Consider the following 24,896-nt stretch of genomic DNA (forward strand, 5'->3'; position numbering starts at 1 on the left):
GGTTTGGTTTACGAATGCATGGATGCAAACGTGCACCGAGCCGTCATGGATTTATATGAGTAACGATTGACTTGGATGGCTGCCGTTTGCGGTAGCAACGAAGTCCATGGTTACAAGACGCGGACGGCATGAAGCCGTCAGTACATTTTTTGGTCACGGAGGATTGGATGGCAGCGACAGTCACAACCGACGATGAGATTCTGCAAGTCTGGCAAGACTTCAAGAAAATCACCAAGGACGCAGCAGACTACGAAGATTTACGCAATCGGTTGGTCGAACGCTACATGCCACTGGTTCGCTACAACGGCGAACGTATTTGGCAACGGCTTCCCGACGGAGTCGAACTGGATGACCTGATCAGTGCCGGAATTTTCGGCTTGATGGATGCCATCGACGCGTATGATATGGAACGCGGCGTCAAGTTTGAAACGTATTGTGTGCCACGTATTCGTGGTGCCATGCTTGACGAACTTCGCACCATGGATTGGGTTCCCCGTTTGGTCCGCAGCAAAGCCAGCAAGCTTGCCGCAGCCAAGAAAGAACTCGAAACCCGATTTGGCCGAGCTCCTACCAACTTGGAACTTTCCGAGAAGATGGAGATTCCGGTTGCTGAATTGGAAAAGATGCAATCCGACGCCAATGCGGTCGGCGTCGTCTCGCTGAACAAGAAGTGGTACGAAACGGATAGCTACAAGGACGTTCGCGAGATCGACGTGCTTGAAGACAAGAAGGGTGAAGACCCGACGATCCGTGTCCAAAAAAATGACTTGATGCGTTTGGTCACCAAAGGCCTAAACCGCAACGAGCGATTGATCATCATTCTTTATTACTACGAAGAATTGACGATGAAAGAGATCGGTGCGACGCTCGATCTTTCGGAGTCACGAGTCAGTCAGATGCACACTTCGATCGTGAACCGATTGCAACAGCAACTCGGACCACGCCGAATCGAATTCGGTGCCTAAGAATATTTGACGTAGCACGGCGGCCATGCACGGCCGCCGAACGCTCTATAGCGGCTTCCCTTTCAAAGGAGCCGCTTTTTTTATGCGCCTATGTGATTGCCAGAGGGGCAGGGCAGGGCGGGTTGAAGAATCTCTCTGCCACCTCTCCCAAACGCAGTTAGGGAGAGGTCGAGCAGAGCCTTCAGCGATTGCGAGGGTGAGGGCGTCCGAGCAAGTTGAGGCGGACTGCAAGCTTAGTTGCGCGGTCGCCCTCACCCGGACGAGGCCTAAAGGGCCCGTGCGACCTCTCTCAAGCTAAAGCTCGGGAGAGGTGATTTGTTTTTGTCACCTCTCTCAAACGAGGTTGGGGAGAGGTGATTTGTACAGGCGTGCTTAGCTGCGTTGGAAATTCAAGCCGCCGTTGGTTGCTCCTTCAAGCTTGAAGGTGAAGTTTCCTTCGCTTCCGGTCCATTGGCCCGACATCTGTTGTAGGTCATTGGATCGCACCAACGTGAGCTGGCCGTTTTCTAATCGGTACTGGCCGCTAAACGAGTTCGACTTGCGATCCTTCGTTGCTGTCCAACTGAAGTTGCCATCGTCAGCCAAAGTCAACTCGACCGATTGGTTGCCTGGCAAATTGACTTTCCAATTGCCAACATGGGTGCCAGCGGTCGTGGAGGATGCTGCGGTGAACTCAGGCACTTGCGACAGAGCCTCCACCGCTGACGATTCTTCTGTTTGCGATTCTGCGGGACTGCTGATCGAAGCCAACATCTGCAGAGCCGATGCTTCGGCCGATTGCGGTTGGGATGTGGGTGGCGAAGCCTGTTGGCTGCGTGGTTGACTTGATTGCGTTGGTGCTGTCACCGAAGGAGTCGGGTTAGCCGAACTTGTAGGCTGGGTTCGCGACGAGGCGAACGAAGCGTTCGTTGTCGACGGGTTTGGCGCTGTTTGCAGAGGACGACTTTGATTCAACCCGGTCGCACCAAAGTTGGACGGAGCCCTCGATGGTGCGACGGTTTGATTGAATTGCTGTTGCGAAGGAATGGGTTGTGAATGAACCGAGTGCAATGGGGCGGGTTGCGAGTACACGGGCGACGCATATTGTGACGTAGGACAAGACGATGCATACGTGCTGGTGCCGCCGTAGTGACCGCCATAGCTGCCGTGACTTGAATAGCTCGAGTGGCCTCCGAAGCTGGCACGAGCGTATGAGCCGCCTCCGCCGCCGGATCGTCCTCCACAAGCCGACACGAGCGAACCGTTGGCGGTGGTCAGAGCGATGGTGGTGACGGCGACGGCGAGTGTTTTGAATGAGCGTTTCATGATTTTCAATTCCTGAGCTGACGTGGACTGAATGTGAGTGGGAATCAGGCGGATGACTTGGGTTTTTGTCATCCGCCTGATAAATAACCAAGCGAGCGTCTTGGAAAAGCGTTACAGGTTTTCTTGCCGATTTTTCGAAGTGAGCCGTGGGCCGTAAGGCACCGGGTAATGCGCAAGACCCGGCCGCTCACGCGTCACGGCTCACTAAGTCAACAGCCCGCTAGCGCCAAAACGCAACGCTGTGAAGTATTTTAGGCCGCTTGGTTTTGATGGAATTCGGCGAGTTTTTTACGTTCTTCCATGTTCAGTTTTCTTATTTCAGGATCGCCCAACGGTTTCTTGTGTGGGTTCTTTGGACGGTAACGCTCCTTCTTGTCCGTGCCCGCTTGATAGGTCTGGACGAGGGCTTGCGACAGGCTGTGCAGCATGTTGTCACTCGCACTGCAATATTTGTCGAGGCGACGCATGCAGCGTCGCAAGCAACGCATCGTGTTGGCCAAACTTCGTTTTTTCGGATCATAGTCGACTTGCTCGGGAACGTCTTGCTGTTCGGGAATCTGTTCTCGCAGCGCCAGCAGTTCGGCAATCGCCATCGCGCGAATCGACCAGTCCAGTTCCGCCAATGCCCGATCGCTGTTGCGGCAACGTAGTTTGTGCTTGTCAATGGTTTGTTTTAAGCCGCGGAATTCGACTTCGATTCCCCAACGCATTTTGTAGTAACCAATGAGCTGCTTGTGCCTCAGCTTACGAGCGCTCAATACGCTCGTAAGCATCCACATCTTCGTCTTGCCAACTTTCACTTTCACCAGACGCAGCTTCAGCGGCGGGGCGCCAGATTCCATCCTCCCCTTGGGCCAACACAAGACTCGACCTCCACCGAGTTGCTTGATATCAGCCTGCTCGCTGAGCAACTTCACGTTCGCTCCGACACGAACAAGGAAGTCACCACCGGCAGCCAGGATCGCACTCCACAGAGGATAACCTACGAAGCCCGCGTCACCACAAAACAGTGTCTTTTCCGGGAAAGTCTCTTCCTTAAGCATCTCCACGACGTGGCCTCGTTCGCTTGAGTTCGATGGCCCCAAACGCCAAGTCCACGGTAGACGAAGGCTCATGTGCCACATCATCGTGACCCAGATTTGAGGTTCTTGTGGCTGAGGTTTGTTCTTCTGGTTCCGCTTCCGTCGCATCCCCTTGGACTTCTTCTTTCCGTATTTGGCACGCACGCCGCGGCCATAGTTGGGTGCACAAAAAGCTTTCTCATTGGCGGCCGTTCGCGGGACCGTCACGCGTGACCCATCGAAGCCGATCAGTACCCAGTCAGCGGACCTCCAAAAACGTCCGCCCACTTCCTGGGCCAATGACTGATGTCTCTGGCGAAGCCGCGTCGTGAACAGCGATTCGTAGCGATCCAATGCGTTCATGAAGGCCGTGTAGGTTTTGGCGGTGCAGTGAAGCCCCAGCTCTTCACAGATTTCCATCGTCTGATCGAAGGCATCGGTGACGTTTATCTCATTTTGCCAAGACCAGATGAGTGCCTGGATCGCCAATTCTTCGGGCATCCATTTGATATTGCCATGAAATGTATCTTTGGTAAACAATTCACCTTTGGGAACAATCCAACGACACACCTCGTTGAAGATCGTCTTGTTCTTGCGACGAGATTGGCGGTTAGGTTTGCGACGTTGGTTTTGCTTACTACGTTTTGTCTGCTTCTTGCGACTCATGGCCAGATTCCTTTCTGACTGAAGTGTTTCAGTTAGTGTTTGGGGGGAATCTGGCTTTTTTCATATTCGGAGCTTGGTGAAAACCCCGCTTTTTACGTGCTCAAAATGCTTCACAGCGTTGGCCAAAACGGCTAAGATCCTGTGTAGCGAGCTTGAGCAGCATTATTTGGCGAGCCAGGATGCCAACGTTTCTTTCGCTGTTTTCTCGTCTTTGCTTGGATTCAGCTCCTTGTGCATCGCCCCGGCAATGCGGGCGACATACTCGATCGTTCCTTGAACGGCTTCCGACGGTGCGGTCGCATCAAGCTTGGCAACGAAGATGATCATGTGTTCACCGGACGAGTTCTTTTCCACTGCCCACGAGCCCATTTTTGTCGCCGAGCTTTGACGAAGCAGTCGCATCATCAGCTCGCTGGTCGGAGCGTCTTTGGACACCGAAACGAGCGACCAGATCTTTCGCACATCGGCTCGTTTGAAGTACTCGGTCTCTTTGGCTACGAATACGGCTTGTTTCTTGCCCTTCGAAATTTCCTGCTCGACTTGGTAGTGACCGGTCGAGTGTTTGGTGTGCACAATATTTGCGGTGTCCAACAGTTCTTTGGTCGGCAACGGGGCTTCTTTCCACGATCCGTCCATGAACGCCTTGATTTCGGTTGCGTCGACACAGTAGCTAATCAGCGGGCTTTCCGGCGAAAACGACTGGGCGATTGCGACCAATTTGCCTTCGTTGTCGACGACGGGTCCGCCGCTGTCGCCTGGTTTGATCGGGCTTTGGATCTCGACCACTTTGAAATCATGTTCGCCGTGGTTGGATTTGAATTTCTTGTCGTACACCGAGCGAACGGTTCCCGAGGTGTTGACCCACAAAACGTCGCTTCCGCCTGGGTTTCCGATCACATCGACCGCCGATCCGGGCTTGGTGCTGGTATCGGCCAACTCGATTACCTTGGCACGTTCGGGCACTTTGGGCAGCTGAATCAGGGCCAAATCGCGTTTGCGGTCGACCGCGACGACTTTGCCAGGCTGAGCGAGTTTCAGCACGTTGTCGAGGTAATGCTTTCGTTTGACCTCGGGCAGCCCGTTGCGGACATCAGCAAAAAAGATCACTGCCGAGCGGCTGTCGCCCACCACATGAGCGTTGGTGAGGACGAGTCGCTTGTCCACATCGACGAAGACTCCGGTTCCGGTGGAGGTTTCGTTTTCCGCGTCGCTGGTGATGATCCAGACGGTCGATTGCAGGGTTTTGCTGTATTTTTCCGCGTCGGCTCGTGCGGTTTGCGTCATCGATGTGACAAACGTCAATGCGAATAGGGCGTAACAGATTGGCGAAAAGACGCCGCGGGGTCGAAGAAGGGTCATTGAATCACCTCGAGGTTGCTGTCGCGACAGCGAGGGTCGCGGGGGTAAAATCGGCTTGGCTCTACTTACCAAGCGGAGAGCGAGGGAGGGTGTTACAGAGCGGTTTGTTGAATTCAGTTAATTTGAGAGCAGTGCGGCGTAAGCCGCCCGGTCGCGTTGGCGTCTCTGCCACCTCTCCACCAACTCTGGAGAACGCTGATTTCGTCTATTTCAAATGCCTGTCATGATGCCCGCTCTCACCGCGACAGGGTAGCTGTAGCGAGTCACCTCTCCCGGCGAAGCTGGGAGAGGTGACAGTACGCTTGCGCAACGCCGGGTTTTACCTCAGCAGTCACCTTCGTCTGGGGCGAGGTAACTCAGTAGTGCTCTGCCCGGGCGAGCCGGACGGAAGCGAAAAAACACACCGGGCTTACTTGGCTTTGGTAAAATCGAGTTTGATTGCCACGTTGCCCTTGGCGTCGTTGACGGCCAGCTGGAATTTGTCGGCCACGGTTTGATTGACCGTGCAATTTAGCGTGATTTTGTCGTCTCCGATCAAAGTCAGCTTGTTGTCGGCGCGGGTCACTTTGCCCTTGGAGGAAGTCGATTTTCCCGACTTCATGTGGACCAATTGGAATGTGCCTTCGCTGTTTAATCGCAGGGCGAAAGCTTCGCCGGTCTTCAGTGATGCCGACCATGTTCCGGCTAGCGAGAAGCGGGTTTGGGCTGAATTCGTGGCGTTTGTTGGTGTCGCAGCATTTGGTGCTTTCGCAGTGTTTGTTGTTTTCGTGGGAGCAGCCACGGTCGATTCGGTCTTGGGCTTAGCATTGCTTTTGGACCAGATATCGGACTTTCGCTCCGCCAAAATCGCCAGCTGGCTCAGATCCGCTTTCAATTGACGTGCTGTGACAGCTCGGTTGCTGAGCGAGACTCGCAACTGGATTCGCTTGTTTTCTTGATCAAACGCGAAATAGCCGCCTTGAGTTGCGGTGTTGGAAACCAGCAGTTTCAGCAGTGTTTCTTTGTCAAATGACGCATCCTCTTCCATTTTGACGAGCGACATTTCGCAAGCGATGCGGTCTTCGTCGACGAACACCGTCATCGAAACAGGAAAAATCCACTGGGCGTGATTGAGTTTGAACGTCGCCGAGCCCTGTTCTTCGCTGGGTTCAAATCCGGCGGCCTTCAATACCTGGATCAGCGAAGAAACGCCGACAATCCGCTGCATTGTTTCTCCGTCGCTGATCGTGGCGACGTCTTTTACTGTCGCGACCTGTTTCTCAAAGACGGACTCCATCGCGACTTCGGAAAACAAACTGTCGTCCGCGTGGACCTGTGGATTGCCACAAAACAAAGTGGCAAGCACAGCAAAAGAGAAGAGGTAACGCATCGTAATACCCTGGGGTGCATAAGAGGTAAGGCGTCGCGATGACTCATTTCAATCGCGTGACTCTTTATCCCAGCGTAAAAACGCGAGCGTTGTTACAGCCAACCTCGCTGCAAAACAATTGTCGAATCGATCGTCGAAACGGCCAGCGAAAACATCTCCGAAAACATTTTTGAATTTTCGCGTAACACATCGGCGGTGCCGTCGCTTGGCCTGTTAGTCAAGCAAACAACGCAGCGACGCGACACGGCAGACTCACGATCGCTTCCTTCAATTCACTGCCACACTTGGAGAACAGTAAGATGTTAAACCGATTCTTTTTCGCAGTTGCCCCGATGATCTTGGTTGCTAGCTCGGTTATGGCTGAGGACAGCATGCTCTCAACCATCGCCAACCTGGACCAAAACGACTCGATCGCTCAGGTCGATACCAGCGACGATCTTGGACTGGCGGACGTCGAGTCGTTGTTGAACGACGGCGAGAAACAAACTGGCGAAGAGGCGATCGCGGCCTGCTTCCGCCGAATTGGCTACGGTCACCGCCACCACCACTACCGTAGCTACAGCAACTGGTACAGCCCCGTGTATCACAGCCACAGCTACTACACTCCTGTGTACACATCTCACTACTGCTACACCCCGACGTACACCTACTACACCCCTGTTTACACCAGCTACTGGGGTTGCTGGTAGTCGTCGACTCGGCTGATTCAACAAAAACCAAAAAGCCCGACAACCCGATTGTTTCGCGGTTGCCGGGCTTTTCTTCTATCGAAACTCAATACACTTTTCCTAAGCAGGCAAACCAATGAACCGCCAAATATTGACCAAGGTCTTGATGACCACTAGTTTCATCGTCTGCATGACGATGAAATCCGATGCACAGCAGATCAACGCCTCGCATCTGTTCGGAAACCATTCCTATTGCGGTCACGTCATCGACTTGATTTCGCAGCACGGCGTCAACAACACGTTCAATCGTGGCTCGACGTTCCATTCGTCGCCGTTTGGGCACGTGGTGATCCCCGATTGTGAAATCGGCGACTTGCAAATCGTCGAGGTCCACCAACACGAACATCTCGATTCGGCGTGTGGGCCAACGTTCGCTGTCGTGATTCAAAACCAAAGCACTCGCAGTGTTTGTGGTTTCCATGTTTCCGCCGTTGCGGTTTTTGGACATATCTGTCCAACGTCGCCCAACGCCACGGTGAAGACTGACAAAATCGAAGCAGGCGAATCACTCGAAGTGCTGGTAACGCTGCCAATCGAAGCGCTGGCAATGGGCAACCGCAACGGACAAGTCATTGGCTTTCAACGACTCGTCGTCGCCATCGATAGTTTTGACGAACTGATGGAAAGCGACGAAGCGAATAACTTGAAAGCGTTTGACGCCGCATCGATCCCCGTCGTGTCCGTGTCGGTGACCGCGACGGTGGAAACCGAATCGGTTTCGACGATCCAGTCCGGAAGCGTCCAGAACGTGCAGCCCGCCGCAGAGAACCTGGTTCCCCAGTCGGAGGCTTTACAAATCGACTCGGTGCAAAATGGGCAAAACGAATTGCCTAATAACGAGCCCGATGTCGATTCACTCCGCTCAGCGATCAAGATGCTCGACACCAACAATGCCACAAGCGACGTTGCTGCAGCAAGCGGTATTTAAGTTGAAAGTTGAGTCCAAATCGTGCGGACGATTGCATCACAAGTTCTTGGGGTGAACGAGGATGCAATCGTCCCGCACGCCGTATTGGGCCACGTATTTTTATTCTTAGTGGTGCATCGCAAGTCACCTCTCCCGAGCGTCAGCCTGGGAGAGGTCGAACGGGCCCTTTAGGCCTCGTTCGGGTGAGGGCCGACCGCGCAACATAGCGTGCCGACAGCCTCAACTTGCTCGGTCGGCCCTCACCCGAACATCGCTGAACGCTCTGCTCGACCTCTCCCAAACTGCGTTTGGGAGAGGTGACAGACGAAATCCTTCGGCAACATCAAATTCCTGGCAGGCCAGGGCAAGCCTAATGCCATTTACCTTGTTAGCGGCAATCAAGTTGCGGCGGTCAACTCTCCGGGCACCATCGATGTTCTCTTGGACAACACGGCGTCCATTTGCTTCCACGTGTTGACGATAAACCGATAAGCAAAGAACGAAGCAAGCAGCCCGACAATGCCTGCCGCTAGCGCGGTCAACGTGAACAATTGCGATGCACCTTCGGTGGTAACCAGCAGGGCAGCACCGAGTAGCGGAATGATGGCGGCGATCAACAAATACCACTCGCTACGGTACAGGATCTGGTCCGAACGCTGATCGAATTGCGGATCCTGCATCGTTCCGCTCAAGCAGCGGGGATAGAACACGAGCGTCGCCATCAGTGCCATGCCAAAGTACGGATAGATCATCGCCACGCCGCCACAGATCAGTGACGACATAAAAAGATGAACCGCTTGCGTCATACTAAAGTCGGGAAAGATCCACGACAAAACGAGTGGAAACAACACGCCGGCAATCAACCACAACGTGCCTCCGATCAATGCCGCGCGATGACCGAGTTCCAGCGTCTCACTGAGATCCGACGGATCGACACGAGCACCACGACGAACCGAATCGACGGCGCGAACAATCCGCCGCGCATACCAAATCGCGATCCCTGCGGCAAATGGAAAGAACGTTAGATTGACAATCCACGAAACGATTCGTAATCCTTCCTTGGTCTCGGGGGTCGTCATCACATGATGAAAGTTGTATTGAAAATTCAAGCAGCCGCCGATCATATTCGGCAACAACAAAATGACACAGGTTACGATCCAAGGCGACCATTTCGAGAGGGCCATCGCCACTGATTTTTCTGGTGGATCAAACAGAGTCGCCGTTTCGGGATGAAGTGACAAACGCAACCGACCAGCCATCTCGGCACCATCGACGAAACGATCCTTAGGATCCAACGACAACGCCTTGCGAAGCACCTTTTCGAGAACGCGTTCCGACGCAGTTTCCGAACGCTGCGGTTCCTTGAGTGGCTCTGCCCGAGCGGCTAATTGAATCGATACCGCGTCACTCCAAGACCCCGCAATGGCGTCGCACGCAAACGGTCGTTCACCTTGCCACAATTCCCACAGCGTGACAGCGAGCGAATACAGATCCGCAGGCTCTTGAACTTTTTCAGGTTCATCGAGCAGCTTTGAACTAATCGCTCGTAGATGCTCGGGGGCCATGTAGGCGATCGAACCACCGAACGAGGCCGCCGCACCGGCGCGGCCTGCGGCACCCGCAAAGCTGACGTTAAAGTCGGCGAGTTGCGGAATACACTCGGCCGACAGCAACACATTCGCTGGCTTCACATCGCGATGCAACACACCGCAAGCGTGGGCTTCGTCAAGCGCCTTGGCTACTTGCATTCCCATCCAAGCAACCACAGTCGGCCAGGGTGCCGTTTCGATCCACTGTCGCACGGCCGAACGATCCGGAACCACTTGCGCCGCCCGCAGCAGGTTCTGGTCGACCGAATCGAGAAGCAACCGACTACATCGCTCAGAACTGTCACAATGCCGTACCATTTGCACGACATCGGCCAAGGTGCCACCCGGATGATATTGCATGTACAACAAATGCAATGCTTGTTCGGCAACAGTCCGCTGATCAAAAACGCGAACGATATTGGGATGATCAAATTGAGCAAGGGCCTGGGACTCGTCACCGCTGCCGTGAGAAACTTTCAGTGCGACCAAGCGGTGCATCGAGATTTGGCGAGCCAAATAAACATGGGCGATCGCGCCTTGACCGAGCTTGGCGAGAATCAAAAAGTCATCAACTTGCCTGCCGACCGGAATCTCGGGAGGAAGACCACACTTGGCAACCGAACGCGTTGCCTCGATCCGAGTCAACATTTGGTCCAGTAATGCTTCGTACTGAGGGAACCTCAGAAGGTATTCGTCATGCGATGGAGTTTCGCCGAAATCCTTTCGCAGCTGGATTTCTTCCATCAGTAAATCCAGTGGAACCGTTTCCATCGAGAGCAGGTCGGGCATCGCATCGACGTAATGTTCAATGCCGTGCAGCGTCCCCGCGTCGGCCGCCATTGCCATATCTAATTTGATCAATTCGACCAACACGAAGTGACGCAAGTCGGAATCAACGTCGGGTAACAAGTTCCGTAATTCCGCAGGCTGCTGAACCGAAGCACGTTGAACGAGCTTTTCGAGACACGCCTGGATGACGGCGTCGATATCGTCATCGCGGCAATCATGGGAGTCGATCGGAGCTTTCATTGCAGAATCTCTAGCAAAACTTTCTCCACGAAATTGAGTTCGACGCACACGCAACGGTTTCTTAAAACGACGTCGTTACTGTATGTTGATTGGGGGAATCAAGCTACCTCACCGACAGGTCTGAACATGGATAAATTCGATCAACCCGAACTCGTTCAGCGGATCAAACAGCGCGATGCTGAGGCGTTGGCGAGTTACATCGACCTCAACCGCGGGCAATTGGCTGGCTTTCTAAAATCGATCACCGGCGAACATTTGTTGGCCGTAGTCGAACTGGATGACTTAATTCAGGAAGTTTCCACCGCGGCACTGTCGAGCCTCGATTCGGCGCCATTTGACCAGTACGAGCCAATGCAATGGCTGCAACAAATCGCTCGCCGCCGGGTCGTCGATGCTCATCGCTTTCACTTTGGCGCGAAACGGCGTGACGCGGGCCGCCAGCGATCGATTCATGCGGCAAACCCAGGCGGCACAGCGGCTTTGGGGCTGGAACAAATGTTGGTCGCCAGCATGACGTCGCCCAGCGCCGCACTGAGCCGCGACATTCGCATGGTTCGCATGCAGGAGGCGATCGAGGAACTTTCGGACGAGCAAAAACAGTCGATCCGCATGCGTTACGTCGAAGGTTTGCCGACCAAAGAAATTGCCGCCAAGCTTGGCAAAACCGATGTCGCCATCCGTGTGCTGCTGTCGCGAAGCATGCGGCTGCTCGAAACGCAGCTTCAGGACGTCAAACCACGCGAGTGACTTTTACAGAGCGGGGCAGGGCAGGGCACATTGCGAGTGAAAGAGTGAGTAAACTGGTGAGCTGCCAGTTCTCTCCCCAACTCCCACCGCTCACCAAGGATCATCCATTCGATGCCCGCCCACTTTCTGACCCGCTATTTGGTCGCCATGCTCGCCATCGCCACGCTGGCGACCCAAGTCACCAACGCTCAATCGCCACCGTCAAGCGAAAATGAATTGAAGCGATTGGATGCCGATTTCCAACTCGTCGATGGTGCCGCTTGGGATGGCCGAAACCTGCTTTACGCGCCTGATGTTAAAGCCAAACGGTTGGTCAAAATCAACTTGGCAACGTTGCAAGTGGTTTCCGAAAACATATTGAAAGAACCGCTTGGCATCTCCGGAACGTGCTATCAGCTTGGCAAGTTGTACTTGAGCGATAACGCCAACAGCCGGATTGCAATCCTGGGGAAGGGTGGCACCACTGAAACGCTGGCTCAGTTTGAAAAGAATCAACGTCCCAATGACTTGGTGGTCGATTCACGGGGCAACGTCTACGCCACCTTCACGGGCGAAGGTATTGTTCGCCGGATCGATGCAGCAGGCCAAGCGTTGATCTTTGCCACGAAGTTGGACACACCCAACGGGATCACGTTGTCACCCGATGAATCCACGCTGTACGTCTCATCATACAAGTCGGGTGCACTTTATCAGATCCCAATCGACGAAACCAAAAAGTTCATGGCTGCCACGCCGTTTGCTCAGCTAAAAGAAACTGATGAAGGTTTCCGAGGTGACGGAATGTGCATCGACCGGGCGGGCAACGTGTACTGCACAGGTGCAAACGCCGTCAGTGTGTTTGGTCCCGATGGAAGCCTGCGTGAAACGATTCCCACGCCCGAGCGTCCGATTAACGCCATCATCGCGGGCAGCGATGGACGAACTCTTTTCATCAGCACGTTTGGTGGTATCTACTATAAATCGATCAACCAATACGGTGTGCTGCCGCAACCCGAACGAGAAGAAAACGCGGCAGCAAAAACGGATCAGGGCAGGGCAGGGGAGTTGTCAATTGATCGCAACGTTGTTTATGCAAACATCGATGGCCGCAAATTGCTGATGGATGTCTTTCGTCCGACTGCCGCCGAAGCGACGACACTTCCTGGGATCGTGTTAGTTCACGGCGGCGGATGGCTCAAAGGAGACAAGACCAAGTTTCATCCTTTGGCAATACAACTCGCCAAAAAAGGTTATGTCGTAGCAGCGATCGAGTATCGTCTTGGCTACGAAGCAAAATTCCCTGCCGCGATCCGTGACTGTAACGCCGCCACCGCATTCATCCGGCAACACGCCGCGGATTGGAATATCGATCCTAACCGAATCGCTGCCGTCGGTGGTTCCGCGGGCGGACACCTTGCCGGGCTGATGGCAGCGGGAAACGCAAACACTAAGTTGCACCACGGTGGTGTTAGCAGCGACGCGTCGTCAAAGCTTCAAGCTGTCGTCGTGATGGCGGGCCCTCTGCAAACCGCATCGGGCAGTGTGGCCGAGCGATCCCATGACGTCAAAGACAATGCCAACGCGGTGCACTGGATCGGCGCGACGATCGACGACAATGCCGAGATGTACAAGTTGGCCGATGCCTTTGAAGCGATCGACAACTCGATGCCGCCAACGTTGTTCATCACGGGAAGTCTGGACAACCCCACTCGCAACGAGCCCGCACGCGAAAAAATGAAGAGCCTTGGTGTCCCTTTCGAGCTTCGTGTTCATGACGGCGCGAAACATGGTCACTGGAACCAAAGCGATTGGATGGCTACGGTAGTAACCGATATTGATGGGTTTCTCAAAAAGCACCTCAACTAAACCGTCCCTCAATCCTCCCTCAACCGTCTCGCTGGCTAGGAAATAATTCGTGCGTGTTGCTCATGTCATTACTCGAATGATTATTGGTGGTGCTCAAGAGAACACGCTACTGAATTGTCTGGACCTGATGCACGATTTCGGTGACGACGTGCTGTTGATCACCGGAAAAGAAGTGGGGCCCGAGGGAGACTTGTTGAGCCAGGGTAGGGCAGGGGAGTTGCCAATTTGCAAGCTCGACAACTTACGTCGCTCGATCCATCCGATCCGTGATATCAAGGGACGTGCCGAGCTTCGCGACGCGATCCGAAAATTTAAACCCGATGTTGTCCATACGCATAGCGCCAAGGGAGGAATCTTGGGGCGAGCGGTCGCGTGGAGCGAGCATGTTCCGGCGATTATCCACAGTGTGCATGGTGCTCCGTTTCACCAATATCAGCCGATGCTGACTCGGACGCTGTATCGATCGTGCGAGCGATGGGCGGCCAAGCGATGTCACCACATGGTTTGTGTTGCCGACGCGATGACCGATTTGATGGTCGATGCCGATGTGGCTCCGCGTGAAAAATTCACCACGATCTACAGCGGAATGGATGTCGAGCCGTTTCTGCATGCGAGTGAACATCGCGATCGCGTTCGCCAACGTTTTGGATTGTCCGAAGACGCGATCGTGATCGGAAAGATCGCCAGACTGTTTCATCTAAAAGGCCACGACGATCTGATCTCGGCAGCGGTCGACGTCGTCAAACAAGTCCCGCAAGTCCGATTTCTGTTGGTGGGCGATGGCATTTTGCGGGAAAGTCTGACGCGGCGTATCGAGTCGCTGGGGCTGAGCGAGCACTTTGTATTCTCAGGACTCGTTCCCCCTGACGAGGTTCCCTCGCTGATCGGGGCGATGGACGCATTGGTTCACACCTCGTATCGCGAAGGGTTGGCCCGAGCGTTGCCGCAAGCCTTGATCGCCGGCCGCCCGGTCATCAGCTACGACGTCGACGGGGCCCGCGAAGTCGCGATCTCGGGTGAGACAGGATTTTTGATCCCGCCGGGCGACATCGAGCAGCTCGCCGAATCGATCCTCCAATTGAGCAGCAGTCGTGAATTGCGCCAGCAAATGGGGAGGGCAGGGCAGAGGCGATTTACGGACCAGTTCCGCCATCAAACCATGACGCGGCGAATCCGAGAGCTGTACGAACAGCTGCTGCAGCGGCGGCAGACATAACAAAAACCTAGGATTTCAGGGGAATTTCGTGGTATTCCCGCATCTGCTTCACTGGCTCGGTAGCGCATCCGAAGGCGGTCACCCGAAGCCATTGACTTTGGTAGCGGCACGGCGCGAGCCGTCCGGTTGCAGCGTGTAAAAACGTTCGATTTCGACCGGGCGGCTTGCGCCGCTCCGCTACCCAAAAACACCCATTTAGTGCCGAAATGGATAGCATCTGGCAGTCACCCGTCGAAGTGCTGGCAGGTCGACCAGGCCCTCGATCCCGACCTATCGGGCTAGGGACTGATTGAACTATCATGGTGTGACTGTTCTTTGCCGACCAAATTACGATTCGCCCCTGATTTGTGCTGATGACCAAGACCCGTGATTTTCTGGGCCCCTATCGATTGGCCCGTTTGATTCGCTCCGGAAGTACCTGTGACGTCTGGGAAGCCATCGAAGAAAACTCTCAAGAGCGATACGCGCTGAAACTGCTCAAGCCATCGGCGCGAGATGACAAGGCAGAGATCGCGTCACTGAAACACGAGTTCACCGTGGCGTCGGACCTGAACAGTCCCCGCATTATTAAAGTGATCGACTTTCGCACCGAGTCCGGAGTTCCGTTTTTGGTGCTGCAGCTATTCAGCGAACTGAATATGAAGCAAGCACTCCGGCAAGGGCCTGAATCGCTCGCCTACATGCTAGACAAGATCGTCGGTCAAGCGGCCGAAGGCTTGTACTACATGCACACCAAGAATTGGATCCACTTGGATATCAAGCCCGACAATTATCTCGTCAGCCGCGACGGTGAAACGAAACTCATTGACTTTACGATCGCTGAGAAAAAGAAGACCGGATTCAGCAAACTGTTCCACAGTTCCAAGTATGCAAAGGGAACACGAAGCTATATGTCGCCCGAGCAGATCCGCTGCAAAGTATGCGACGAGCGATCGGACATTTACAGTTTCGGATGCGTGTTGTTCGAATTGGTCACGGGCAAGCCGCCGTACACTGGCGATACGCCGAACGATTTGCTGAACAAGCATCTAACCGCATCGATCCCAAGTCCGATCGCGTACAACAACAACGTGTCGAAAGACTTTGCCGATGTGATCAAGCAGATGATGGCCAAACGGCCCGACGATCGGCCCGAATCAATGTGGGAATTCCTGAAACAATTCCGAGCCATGGAGTTGTGGAACAAACGTCCTCGCAAACCCGAAGTCAGCGTGTTCGACACTCAGACGGGAATTCGCGGTGCCGAAGACATGATCAAGAAACAGTCAGCCAATGACGACGAAGAGGAAGCATAAACCTCACCTCCTCAACACATCACGCGTGCGATGCTTCCGATTGTCGATCGTCATTGAAGCCGCACATCACTTATCACGAGAAAAGAATGAGCGCTGGACCTGGATTAGAATTTGAATACGAGATCGCGGATCTCGAGAGTAAGATTGCATCGCTGGAACGTCAGACAACTCGCACGGACGAAATCGAAAAAGAGATTCGCGATTTACGGCGGAAGCTCGTCGATCTACTTCGCAACGTTTACGGGTCACTTGACTCGTGGCAAACCGTGCAAGTGGCTCGTCATAAAAACCGACCCTACACACGTGACTATTTGAATCTCGCGTTTGAAGAATTTGTCGAACTGCATGGCGACAAACATTTCGGCGATGACCGCGCGATGCTATCGGGTTTTGCCAAACTCGATCGCTTCAAAGTGATGGTCCTCGGACATCAAAAAGGACGCACGTTCAAAGAACGCGCAGCATGCCACTTTGGTTGTGCGCACCCCGAAGGCTACCGCAAAGCGATGATCAAAATGCGGTTGGCGGAAAAGTATCGCTTGCCATTGATCTGTTTCATTGACACGCCGGGGGCGTACCCGGGAATCGGTGCCGAAGAACGTGGTCAAGCGCAAGTGATCGCCGAAAGCATGTTCATGATGAGCCGCTTGAAGACCCCAGTGATCTGTGTCGTGATTGGCGAAGGCGGATCGGGCGGCGCGTTGGGCATCGGCGTGGGCGACCGGATCGCGATGCTTCAACATTCTTACTACAGCGTGATCAGCCCCGAAGGCTGTGCGGGCATCTTGTGGAAGAGTCACGAACATGCACCCAAGGCCGCGGCGGCACTGCGGTTCACCAGCGACAATTTGAAGCGACTCGGCGTGGTCGACGATGTGCTCGAAGAGCCGCTCGGTGGCGCCCATCGTGACCACCATCAAATGGCGTCGCGTCTGAAGAGTTATCTATCGCGAACACTGTCAGATCTGGAAACCAAAACGACCGAAGAACTGGTCAACGAGCGGTATGAAAAGTTCCGCCGGATCGGAGTCTTCTTGGAAGACGCCGAAACGGCATAGGTGAACAGAAAGTCACTAAAAGTCAGTTCTCGCCAAATTTCAAAATCGGGCATTTTCTTTCGCTCGATGGGCGACGCATCCAGCGAATGCGTCGCCATCTCCGCAGGCCAAATCGGGCCTCAGTCGATCGACCATCACGGGCAGCTGAAAGCTCCATTCCGAGAGCTTGCCGAGGGATCAAATAAGACCTTCGCCAACCAGATCGCACGGGCAATGTTCACCGGCAAAAGTTGAGGGCGGTGCGACCGGGAAACTGGCAAGTGAAGCATCGCAAATCTTGACGGACGATTGTCGTAATCACGACCGCGGTCGAAGCCAACGCCGCCTTCATTTTGATCGTTCGATTCGCACAGCAATCGGTCGCGACGACGCGTCGCTTGCGAGTGACCAATCGACCACAAAAGCTCGCGTCGACACATCGTCCGGAGGTGAATCAGGCACCGAGTCCGGGAGAGCGAAAAGCAGGAGAGGCCGGGTTTTGCGGGCTAAATCAACCGCCCCGCAACGTCCGATAATGCCCCTTATGTTGTATTAGAGGTGCGTTTTTCCCCGTGTTTCAGGCATTTCGTGTAGGATAGGCTTCTAGCCTGTCATCAGCATAGCTATCCCAACGAAACTCTTGGCGAGTTTCGCTACGAGTCCATGTGGGATAGGCTTCCAGCTTGTCGTCGGCATGGCTATCCCGACGAAACTCTTGACGAGTTCCGCTACGAATGCATGACGAAACTCTTGGCGAGTTTCGCTACGAGTGGACGACGAGTGAACGACGAAAACGGATGGCGAAATTGACAGGCTTGAAGCCTATCCCACAACAACTCTAACGTTGGAATCCGTTCCATGGTTGCTGGGCTTGCTGAGGCACCGATTGACCCGAATTCCAGCCTCGTGGATCGACCGGCAACGGCGCTCGACCGGCCGAGTTTCCCGAGCCGTCATCCCAGAGCGATTCGGGCAAAACACCTCTCGCCGCATCCCCCGCCACACTACGCCCGACGCCTTCCAAGAAGCCTGCGGGCGTGTCTTCGGTGTCGGTGGAATTGAAGCGTTTTTCGAACCGGTCCAGGTACGGTTGTACGACCTCTTGGATCTCAGGCGGAATAACCGATTCGCTGCGAGCAAGCACGCTGGCGATGTAGTTGCCGCTCTTGCTGCCGACGATTTTCTCGCGAACATTGTCACCAAATAACGTCACCGCAAACAGCGTGATCAAGATGCAATAAAGAGCTCCCTTGGCCAGCCCAAACATCGCTCCAATCTGACGATCAAACTCGCGGAGTTTGAAGCGGTCGATCGTACCGCTGACCATCCGAAATGCGACCCAAACGACCAGCGATGTGCCGACGTACAAAATCAACATCGCCAAGAATCGGTTCCATGGTGGCTCGGCATGGATCGATTGGCTGAACGGTTCACGAAAGTTGTAGGCCACCATGTAACTGACCACGATCGAGGCGATCGAGGCAAGCTGCCAGGCGAAACCTTTGATCGCGCCGAACACCAAAGCGCCGACCAACACAACCAACATCATGATGTCGTAAATTTCCACCAGAACGCTTCCATGCGAGTAAGGGGCATGCGAGTAAGAGGCGGGGAGGGCGGTTGCGACCGCAAAATTTTTCATTCAAACAAGGATCGTAAACAATGCCGCCAAGCCTATTCGCAGAAACTTATTTGATAGCAACTGGCTCATCGCTTCGAGCATGCAATCCGATCGAGCTTCCACTTTGGCGCGGATTGTAGACAAGCGACCCCGTCAAGCGAAGATCAATTGATTCGGGCTTGGCAGCTGCCTGGGAATAATCCTATGTAAGAAGTTAAGGGAATCTATATTCGTCGCGAGCCTTCGCAATGCATCACCAACAATTGAATTGCTACCAATTGGTGTTGTTGCTTGCAAAACGTGACGAAGTTGATTTTCAGTAGCTCCCAATTTTTTTCACCACTCCCCTGCCCTCCCCGTCGTGGCCGATTTCAAAACGCACATCACCGGCAGCACGATCGTGGGCATCGCCTACGGTTACTGGGGTGTGACGTGTCAATCAATGTCACTTGAGAGCGGCATTCTGGCTGGCGGATTGTGTTCGGTCAGCGGCATGCTGCCGGACTTGGACAGTGATTCAGGAATCCCGCTTCGCGAAACCAGCATGTTCGCTGCGGCCGTCGTGCCGATGTTGATGATCGAACGGTTTCGCGATATGGAACTGTCGCACGAAGCAATGGCGCTGGCGGCGATGTTGATCTACATCGCGATCCGATTTATTGCCGTCGAATTCTTCAAACGCTACACGGTCCATCGTGGCATGTGGCATAGCATTCCTGCCGCGGCGAGCGCGGGTCTGCTCGCGTACCTAGTGATGCCATGTCCGAGTGAATCGATTCGCGTCTACAAAAGCATCGCGGTGGTCGTCGGGTTTCTCGTCCATTTAATTCTGGACGAGATCTGGAGCATCGATTTTGGGGGAGGGCGGTTTCGGCTAAAAAAATCCTTCGGAACCGCATTGAAATTTTTTGGCCAAAGCCAGCTCGCCAATGTCAGCGTGTACGCAAAATTGTTTCTGCTGATCTATCTCGCTTGGGGCGACCATGGCGTGGTCGACCGCATCCGGCAACGATCTCGACTGGACAACAGCTATATCGCCAAGCCAGCTCCGGAAATGATCCAATGGGACAAATGGCTACCGTGGAGATAACGAGATAAATCCTTGCAGGACATCGTCCAGGCTAAGAATTGGGGGCACGCAGTAGGCTGGATGAAGCACTCGATTTACGCACTTGTTCGATCGAGTATCAGCGTCACGGGTCCATCGTTGACCAAGCTGACTTGCATATCGGCGGCAAAAATGCCTTCTTTGACCGGGACGCCGGTTGCCCGCAGAAACTCGTTGTACGACTGGTAGATTTTGTTGGCGATTTCGGGGGCGGCGGCATCGGTGAACGCGGGACGACGCCCTTTGCGACAATCGCCCAGCAACGTGAATTGGCTGACGGCCAATACCGATCCTCCGATATCCAACAGCGACCGATTCATTTTCCCCTCGTCATCGGGAAAGATCCGCAGTTGCGAAGTTTTCTCTGCCAACCATTTCGCTTCGGTCACGGTATCGCCGTGGCCAACGCCGACCAATGCTAACACGCCCCGCTCAATTTCGCCGACCACCCTGCCCTGCACTTCCACCTTGGCCGTCGTTACTCGCTGAATCACGATCCGCATCCGATTTCCTTTTCAAACCATTGAGTGTTGTTGGGCAAGATTTCCGCATAGAATAGCCCCAGCGGCTAGTCCTTTAAACGCCATCGAATCGTTGTGCCATGCCTTATCTGTTCACCTGCCCTCACTGTCAAACCAAAACACAAGTCGAAGATCGTTATAGCGGTCTGAAGGGAGAGTGCGTCACGTGTGGCGGCGAAATCCAACTACCCGACTTCGCTGGTCAAGCGACTCCCCAAAGCGTTCAGTCAACATCGGTATCGAAACAGTTTGCTTCGGTCGTTGCGGCAATCGTAGTTTTGATGTTGTTGCTCGCGTTTGGGTTTGCGGCGATTTATCAGGGTCGACAAACCGTAGGCTTACTGCAAACGAACCGAGATCGTACCGCATCAATGCGCAACCTCGAGAAGATTGCCGCTGCGTTGAACGCCTATGCCGCCGACCATGGAAGCTACCCGCCACCGTTTACCGCTGATGCTGCGGGTAAACCGCTGCAATCGTGGCGAGTGCTGATTCTGCCCTACCTTGGCGAAGACGAACTCTACAACCTGATCGATCGCAACGCGGCATGGGACACGCAACAAAACATGTCTGTTTCATTTTCGCAGATGCCAAGCGTTTATCGCCATCCCAGTAGCCAAACAAGTAGCGGATATAGCGAGAGCGGTTACTACCTAGTCACGGGGGACCGCACGTTGTTTCCGAGTACCGGCCCGCTGGGTCCCAACCAAGTGGTCGACGATCCGCTGAAAACGATCCTTGTCGTCGAAGCTTCACCACCGGTTATCAGCGGCGTGTGGACCGAACCAGTCGATGTCGACTTCGCGACGATGCAAGGCATTGGCGGATCATCCAACAACATCGGGGGACTGTTGGATGTGGGCGCGGCCATCGTCACGGTGGACGAGCGAGGCCATTACCTCGATGAAACCACGCCTACCTCGACGCTGCGAGCCCTTGTGACGCCTCGCGGTGGCGAACCACTCGCGGATGATACGCTGGATTAGCCGCTTTGTCGCAGCCGGCTGAGGAAGGCCATTTACATTTCGAAAAAATCAACAAGCCGTTGTCGTTTTTCTTGTAGTGGACGAGGCAACGAGTCCCCGCGTTGCCGTCTTTCGCATATGGACTCGTAGCCTCGTCCACTACGGTTTCTGCACGAAAGTCTTGGCGACTTTCGCTACGGATTCTATCGAGTTCGCTATTAGAACTTGCGAGGCGTTACCGCTGCTTGCACACGACTTGGCAAGCCTTGGATACGCAAGAAGCCTTCGGCGTCGTCTTGGTCGTACGTTCCGCCGCCTTCCATCGTCGCGATGTCTTCGTCGTACAAACTGTTGGGGCTGGTACGTGAATCGACGATGATGTTGCCCTTGTAAAGCTTCAGCGTCACTTCGCCAGTCACAGGCTTTTGCGATTCACGCATGAACGCCATCAACGCGTCCATCTTTGGCGTGTACCAGAATCCGTAGTAAACCATTTCGGCAACTTCGGGAGCCATGCGATCACGCAAGTGCATCAAGTCACGGTCCATCGACAATTGCTCGACGTACATGTGGGCGTCGTACAACACGGTCATGCCAGGCGATTCGTAAACACCGCGGCTCTTCATCCCGACGAAACGATTTTCGACCATGTCGATACGGCCGACTCCGTTGCGTCCGGCGATCTCGTTCAGACCTTCGACCATTTCCAAAGCACCGACGGCTTTTCCGTTCAGCTTGGTTGGCACGCCCGACTCGAATCCGATCGTGACTGACTCGGCCTTGTCCGGAGCTTCTTGAGGGCTGACGCCCATTCCGAAATCAACGATCTCGACACCGTTGACATCCAACTCTTCGAGCTTGCCCGCTTCGTAGCTGATGTGCAGCACGTTTTCGTCGCTGCTGTATGGCTTCGCGGCCGAAGCCTTGACCGGAATGTTCTTTTCGTTGCAGTAGGCGATCAACTCGGTGCGTCCTGGGAACGCGTCGCGGAATTCTTTGATTCGCCAAGGAGCGATCATTTTGATGCTCGGGTCAATCGCATCGGCGGCGAGTTGGAAACGGCATTGGTCATTGCCCTTGCCCGTCGCACCGTGAGCGTAGGCAGTCGCACCGACCTCGTGAGCCACATCGATGCAAACCTTGCTGATCAAGGGGCGAGCGATTGAGGTGCCGAGCAGATAGATGCCTTCGTATTTGGCTTGCCATCCCAGCACGGGGAAGGCGAAATCGCGACAGAGTTCTTCGCGAACATCGACGATCCGTGACGACTTGGCACCACAGTCGCGAGCTTTTTGCAACGTCGCTTCGCGATCTTCACAAGGTTGTCCGAGGTCGACGTAGACCGCGTGCACCTCATAGCCTTGGTCTTGAAGCCAACCGAGAATGACCGAAGTATCTAAACCGCCCGAGTAAGCAAGTACGCAGCTTTTCATTAGGATGTTATCCACCGAGAATGCAAGAACCGAAGAAACGATGTTCGTCAACGAGCGTCAATTTGAATTTTGATTCCCCTGGACTGCAACCGCCCATGCCCGACGACTCTTCGCAGCTTTCGCAATCCGACCGCCCTGCCCTGCCCTGCACGCAGAGCACTGCTGCTTCGCTTTCACCGGAAATTGCCGCATTAATCGCGGGCGTAGCGGCTGGAACCACGTCGGTGGCCGAGGCCATTTCGGCACTTCAAATCGCAAATATCAGCTCGGTCCAAAATGTCCGCTTCGGCAGCGAAGCCGAAAAAATGGCGGTCATCGAGGGTGCGACGGTTGATCTCGGGCGACGACAACGGTGCGGTTTCGGCGAAGTGATCTACGGCGAAGGCAAAGATTTCGAGCTGATCGCTCGCATCATCGACTCTCAAATCGCCGATGCTCAAACGTCGTTGGTGACCCGCGTCCACCCCGAAGTAGCAGAGAAATTAAAAACACGGTTTCCTCACAGCCACCACCATGCATTGGGACGCACGTTCCGTACTCACCTCGCTACCGAAGCCCCCTACCCTGCCCCGATCGATCCCGACGAACACTCATTTCATGTCGCCGTGATCACAGCGGGCAGCACCGATGCGGCGGTGGCAGCCGAGGCGATCGAGACGTTGACTTGGATGGGTGTCGCCGTCCGCGTCTTTACCGACATCGGCGTCGCTGGGCCTCAACGTCTGATCCACGCCTTGCCCGAGCTTCGTAAAGCGTCCGCCGCCGTTGTAATCGCTGGTATGGAAGGTGCACTGCCCCCCGTGGTCGCTGGCCATTTGTCGATCCCGATCTTCGCGGTCCCCACCAGCGTGGGCTACGGAGCGACACTGGGTGGATTGACCCCGCTGCTCGGCATGCTCAGCAGCTGTGCGGCAAATGTTGCGGTGGTCAACATCGACGCGGGATTCAAAGGCGGTTATTTGGCGGGAACGATCATCCGCCAACTCGAAAATGCGAGCGAAAATTCGACCCACAGCGAAAAATTGACAACGAAGGAATCGCAATGAGCAACCACCCCCCCGCATCGTTTCCCGGACGCGAGCAAGATTCTCATAAAGGCAACTTCGGCCGCGTGCTGCTGTGCGGTGGCTCGCGAGGCATGGCGGGATCGATCGCGCTTTCGTCGATCGCGGCGCTGCACACAGGGTCGGGCTTGGTTTCGGCCGCCGTTCCCGATCGATGTTTGGAAACCGTCGCCGCCTTTCATCCGTGTTTGATGACGATCCCGTTGGCGGATGCATCACGAGGCCACTTCGCCGCCGCTGCGGCCGATGAACTCGCCTCGCGGCTGGATAACCTGGATGCGATTGGATGTGGCCCCGGCATGACGACGAACGAGGGATCGATGCAAATCGTTCGCAGGTTGCTGGAGCCCACCAAACTCGCTCGCGTTTTTGACGCCGATGCGCTCAACTGCCTGGCGAAGATGGACTGGGCTCAGCAGGATCCAGTCTCGCGTGGCCATTCACAGTCTAGCAGCGAAGATTTAAACAACATCGTGCTGACGCCTCACCCAGGCGAGCTGGGACGATTGACAGGCACCAATACAAAAGACCGCGACTTGCAAATCGAGGCGGCTCAAAAATTGGCGGCCCACCATGATGTCACCATTGTGGTCAAAGGAGGCCCGACGGTCGTGGTCGATGCCACTCGGACCTGGACCAATTCGACGGGCAACCCCGGGATGGCAACAGCGGGGTCGGGCGATGTATTGACGGGAGTGATCACATCGCTGCTGGGGCAAGGAATGTCGCTCTGGGACGCAGCACGGTTGGGGGTCTGGATCCACGGAGCGGCAGGTGATCGAGCCGCCGCGGAATATGGGCAAGCCGGGATGAGTGCGTATGAACTGCTATCGGAATTGCCAAAAGTGATAGCGGCCTTCGATTCCTGAGCAAAGTCAGGCATAATGTCCGCTTGCGGGCAGTTGATTTAGTGAGCCGCGACGCGTGTGCGGCCGGGTTCCACGCATTACCCGGTGCCTTACGGCCCACGGCTCACTGCTGTGATTTACATTTTGATTAAATCAACAGCCCGTTTGTGGCAAGCCCGATGGCAACCCTGCCCTGCCCCGCATTTTGTTCAACGCGA

At 54.7% G+C, this 24,896-nt stretch carries 21 protein-coding genes; 13 read left to right on the forward strand and 8 right to left on the reverse strand.

Going from position 1 to position 24,896, the window contains the following annotated elements:
* Positions 1-128 precede the first annotated feature (128 nt).
* Positions 129-965: a FliA/WhiG family RNA polymerase sigma factor gene (locus SH528x_RS33610; protein ID WP_442507788.1), complete on the forward strand. Its 837-nt coding sequence runs from the start codon at positions 129-131 to the stop codon at positions 963-965.
* A gap of 372 nt (positions 966-1,337) precedes the next feature.
* Here the strand turns inward: SH528x_RS33610 and SH528x_RS33615 are convergent, their stop codons facing one another.
* The 4 genes from SH528x_RS33615 to SH528x_RS33630 form a co-directional block, all read right to left on the reverse strand.
* The gene (locus tag SH528x_RS33615) at positions 1,338-2,270 is read right to left on the reverse strand and encodes a hypothetical protein (RefSeq protein WP_442507789.1); all 933 of its coding nucleotides are present in this window, start codon (positions 2,268-2,270) and stop codon (positions 1,338-1,340) included.
* A 251-nt stretch (positions 2,271-2,521) separates the two neighbouring features.
* Positions 2,522-3,997 (reverse strand): transposase, encoded by a 1,476-nt coding sequence (locus SH528x_RS33620; RefSeq protein WP_442506469.1) that lies wholly within the window; start codon positions 3,995-3,997, stop codon positions 2,522-2,524.
* A gap of 162 nt (positions 3,998-4,159) precedes the next feature.
* Positions 4,160-5,356 (reverse strand): S1 family peptidase, encoded by a 1,197-nt coding sequence (locus tag SH528x_RS33625; RefSeq protein ID WP_442507790.1) that lies wholly within the window; start codon positions 5,354-5,356, stop codon positions 4,160-4,162.
* Positions 5,357-5,765: 409 nt separating this feature from the next.
* A complete protein-coding gene (locus tag SH528x_RS33630) occupies positions 5,766-6,725 on the reverse strand; it encodes a type III secretion system chaperone (protein WP_442507791.1) in 960 nt (319 codons plus the stop codon).
* Between the two features lie 299 nt (positions 6,726-7,024).
* Between SH528x_RS33630 and SH528x_RS33635 the strand changes: the two genes are divergently transcribed.
* Together SH528x_RS33635 and SH528x_RS33640 are read left to right on the forward strand one after the other, a co-directional pair.
* On the forward strand, positions 7,025-7,414 hold the full coding sequence (locus tag SH528x_RS33635; protein ID WP_442507792.1) for a hypothetical protein: 390 nt from the start codon (positions 7,025-7,027) through the stop codon (positions 7,412-7,414).
* Between the two features lie 115 nt (positions 7,415-7,529).
* The gene (locus tag SH528x_RS33640) at positions 7,530-8,381 is read left to right on the forward strand and encodes a hypothetical protein (protein ID WP_442507793.1); all 852 of its coding nucleotides are present in this window, start codon (positions 7,530-7,532) and stop codon (positions 8,379-8,381) included.
* A gap of 377 nt (positions 8,382-8,758) precedes the next feature.
* Here SH528x_RS33640 and SH528x_RS33645 read toward each other — a convergent pair whose 3' ends face one another.
* Positions 8,759-10,978, reverse strand: coding sequence for a serine/threonine protein kinase (locus SH528x_RS33645; RefSeq protein WP_442507794.1), 2,220 nt, complete (start codon positions 10,976-10,978; stop codon positions 8,759-8,761).
* 126 nt (positions 10,979-11,104) lie between these two features.
* Here SH528x_RS33645 and SH528x_RS33650 point away from each other — a divergent pair, with 126 nt between their 5' ends.
* The 6 genes from SH528x_RS33650 to SH528x_RS33675 all read left to right on the forward strand — a co-directional run bounded on the left by SH528x_RS33650 (position 11,105) and on the right by SH528x_RS33675 (position 17,373).
* Positions 11,105-11,725, forward strand: coding sequence for an RNA polymerase sigma factor (locus SH528x_RS33650; protein WP_442507795.1), 621 nt, complete (start codon positions 11,105-11,107; stop codon positions 11,723-11,725).
* Positions 11,726-11,836: 111 nt separating this feature from the next.
* Complete coding sequence (locus SH528x_RS33655; RefSeq protein WP_442507796.1) at positions 11,837-13,570, forward strand: alpha/beta fold hydrolase; 1,734 nt, start codon at positions 11,837-11,839, stop codon at positions 13,568-13,570.
* A gap of 49 nt (positions 13,571-13,619) precedes the next feature.
* The gene (locus SH528x_RS33660) at positions 13,620-14,786 is read left to right on the forward strand and encodes a glycosyltransferase family 4 protein (RefSeq protein WP_442507797.1); all 1,167 of its coding nucleotides are present in this window, start codon (positions 13,620-13,622) and stop codon (positions 14,784-14,786) included.
* A 353-nt stretch (positions 14,787-15,139) separates the two neighbouring features.
* On the forward strand, positions 15,140-16,081 hold the full coding sequence (locus tag SH528x_RS33665) for a serine/threonine-protein kinase (protein WP_442507798.1): 942 nt from the start codon (positions 15,140-15,142) through the stop codon (positions 16,079-16,081).
* Positions 16,082-16,167: 86 nt separating this feature from the next.
* The gene (locus SH528x_RS33670) at positions 16,168-17,139 is read left to right on the forward strand and encodes an acetyl-CoA carboxylase carboxyltransferase subunit alpha (RefSeq protein WP_442507799.1); all 972 of its coding nucleotides are present in this window, start codon (positions 16,168-16,170) and stop codon (positions 17,137-17,139) included.
* The gene (locus tag SH528x_RS33675; RefSeq protein ID WP_442507800.1) at positions 17,140-17,373 is read left to right on the forward strand and encodes a hypothetical protein; all 234 of its coding nucleotides are present in this window, start codon (positions 17,140-17,142) and stop codon (positions 17,371-17,373) included.
* Positions 17,374-17,956: 583 nt separating this feature from the next.
* On the opposite strand, the gene SH528x_RS33680 is transcribed toward SH528x_RS33675, so the two are convergent.
* Positions 17,957-18,760: a CvpA family protein gene (locus tag SH528x_RS33680; RefSeq protein WP_442507801.1), complete on the reverse strand. Its 804-nt coding sequence runs from the start codon at positions 18,758-18,760 to the stop codon at positions 17,957-17,959.
* A 340-nt stretch (positions 18,761-19,100) separates the two neighbouring features.
* Between SH528x_RS33680 and SH528x_RS33685 the strand changes: the two genes are divergently transcribed.
* Positions 19,101-19,829 carry a metal-dependent hydrolase gene (locus SH528x_RS33685; protein ID WP_442507802.1) on the forward strand — a complete coding sequence of 243 codons (729 nt, stop codon included), beginning with the start codon at positions 19,101-19,103 and terminating at the stop codon, positions 19,827-19,829.
* Positions 19,830-19,903: 74 nt separating this feature from the next.
* On the opposite strand, the gene dtd is transcribed toward SH528x_RS33685, so the two are convergent.
* Positions 19,904-20,350: a D-aminoacyl-tRNA deacylase gene (dtd, locus tag SH528x_RS33690; protein WP_442507803.1), complete on the reverse strand. Its 447-nt coding sequence runs from the start codon at positions 20,348-20,350 to the stop codon at positions 19,904-19,906.
* A gap of 98 nt (positions 20,351-20,448) precedes the next feature.
* Here dtd and SH528x_RS33695 point away from each other — a divergent pair, with 98 nt between their 5' ends.
* Positions 20,449-21,354, forward strand: coding sequence for a DUF1559 family PulG-like putative transporter (locus SH528x_RS33695; protein ID WP_442507804.1), 906 nt, complete (start codon positions 20,449-20,451; stop codon positions 21,352-21,354).
* Positions 21,355-21,551: 197 nt separating this feature from the next.
* Here SH528x_RS33695 and SH528x_RS33700 read toward each other — a convergent pair whose 3' ends face one another.
* Positions 21,552-22,766: an argininosuccinate synthase gene (locus SH528x_RS33700; RefSeq protein ID WP_442507805.1), complete on the reverse strand. Its 1,215-nt coding sequence runs from the start codon at positions 22,764-22,766 to the stop codon at positions 21,552-21,554.
* Positions 22,767-22,861: 95 nt separating this feature from the next.
* Here SH528x_RS33700 and larB point away from each other — a divergent pair, with 95 nt between their 5' ends.
* A complete protein-coding gene (larB, locus tag SH528x_RS33705; protein ID WP_442507806.1) occupies positions 22,862-23,812 on the forward strand; it encodes a nickel pincer cofactor biosynthesis protein LarB in 951 nt (316 codons plus the stop codon).
* Positions 23,809-24,699: an NAD(P)H-hydrate dehydratase gene (locus tag SH528x_RS33710; protein WP_442507807.1), complete on the forward strand. Its 891-nt coding sequence runs from the start codon at positions 23,809-23,811 to the stop codon at positions 24,697-24,699. The genes larB and SH528x_RS33710 overlap by 4 nt, the downstream gene beginning before the upstream one ends.
* Positions 24,700-24,896: the final 197 nt, after the last annotated feature.

Source organism: Novipirellula methanifontis (assembly GCF_052161655.1).
Taxonomy (GTDB): domain Bacteria; phylum Planctomycetota; class Planctomycetia; order Pirellulales; family Pirellulaceae; genus Novipirellula.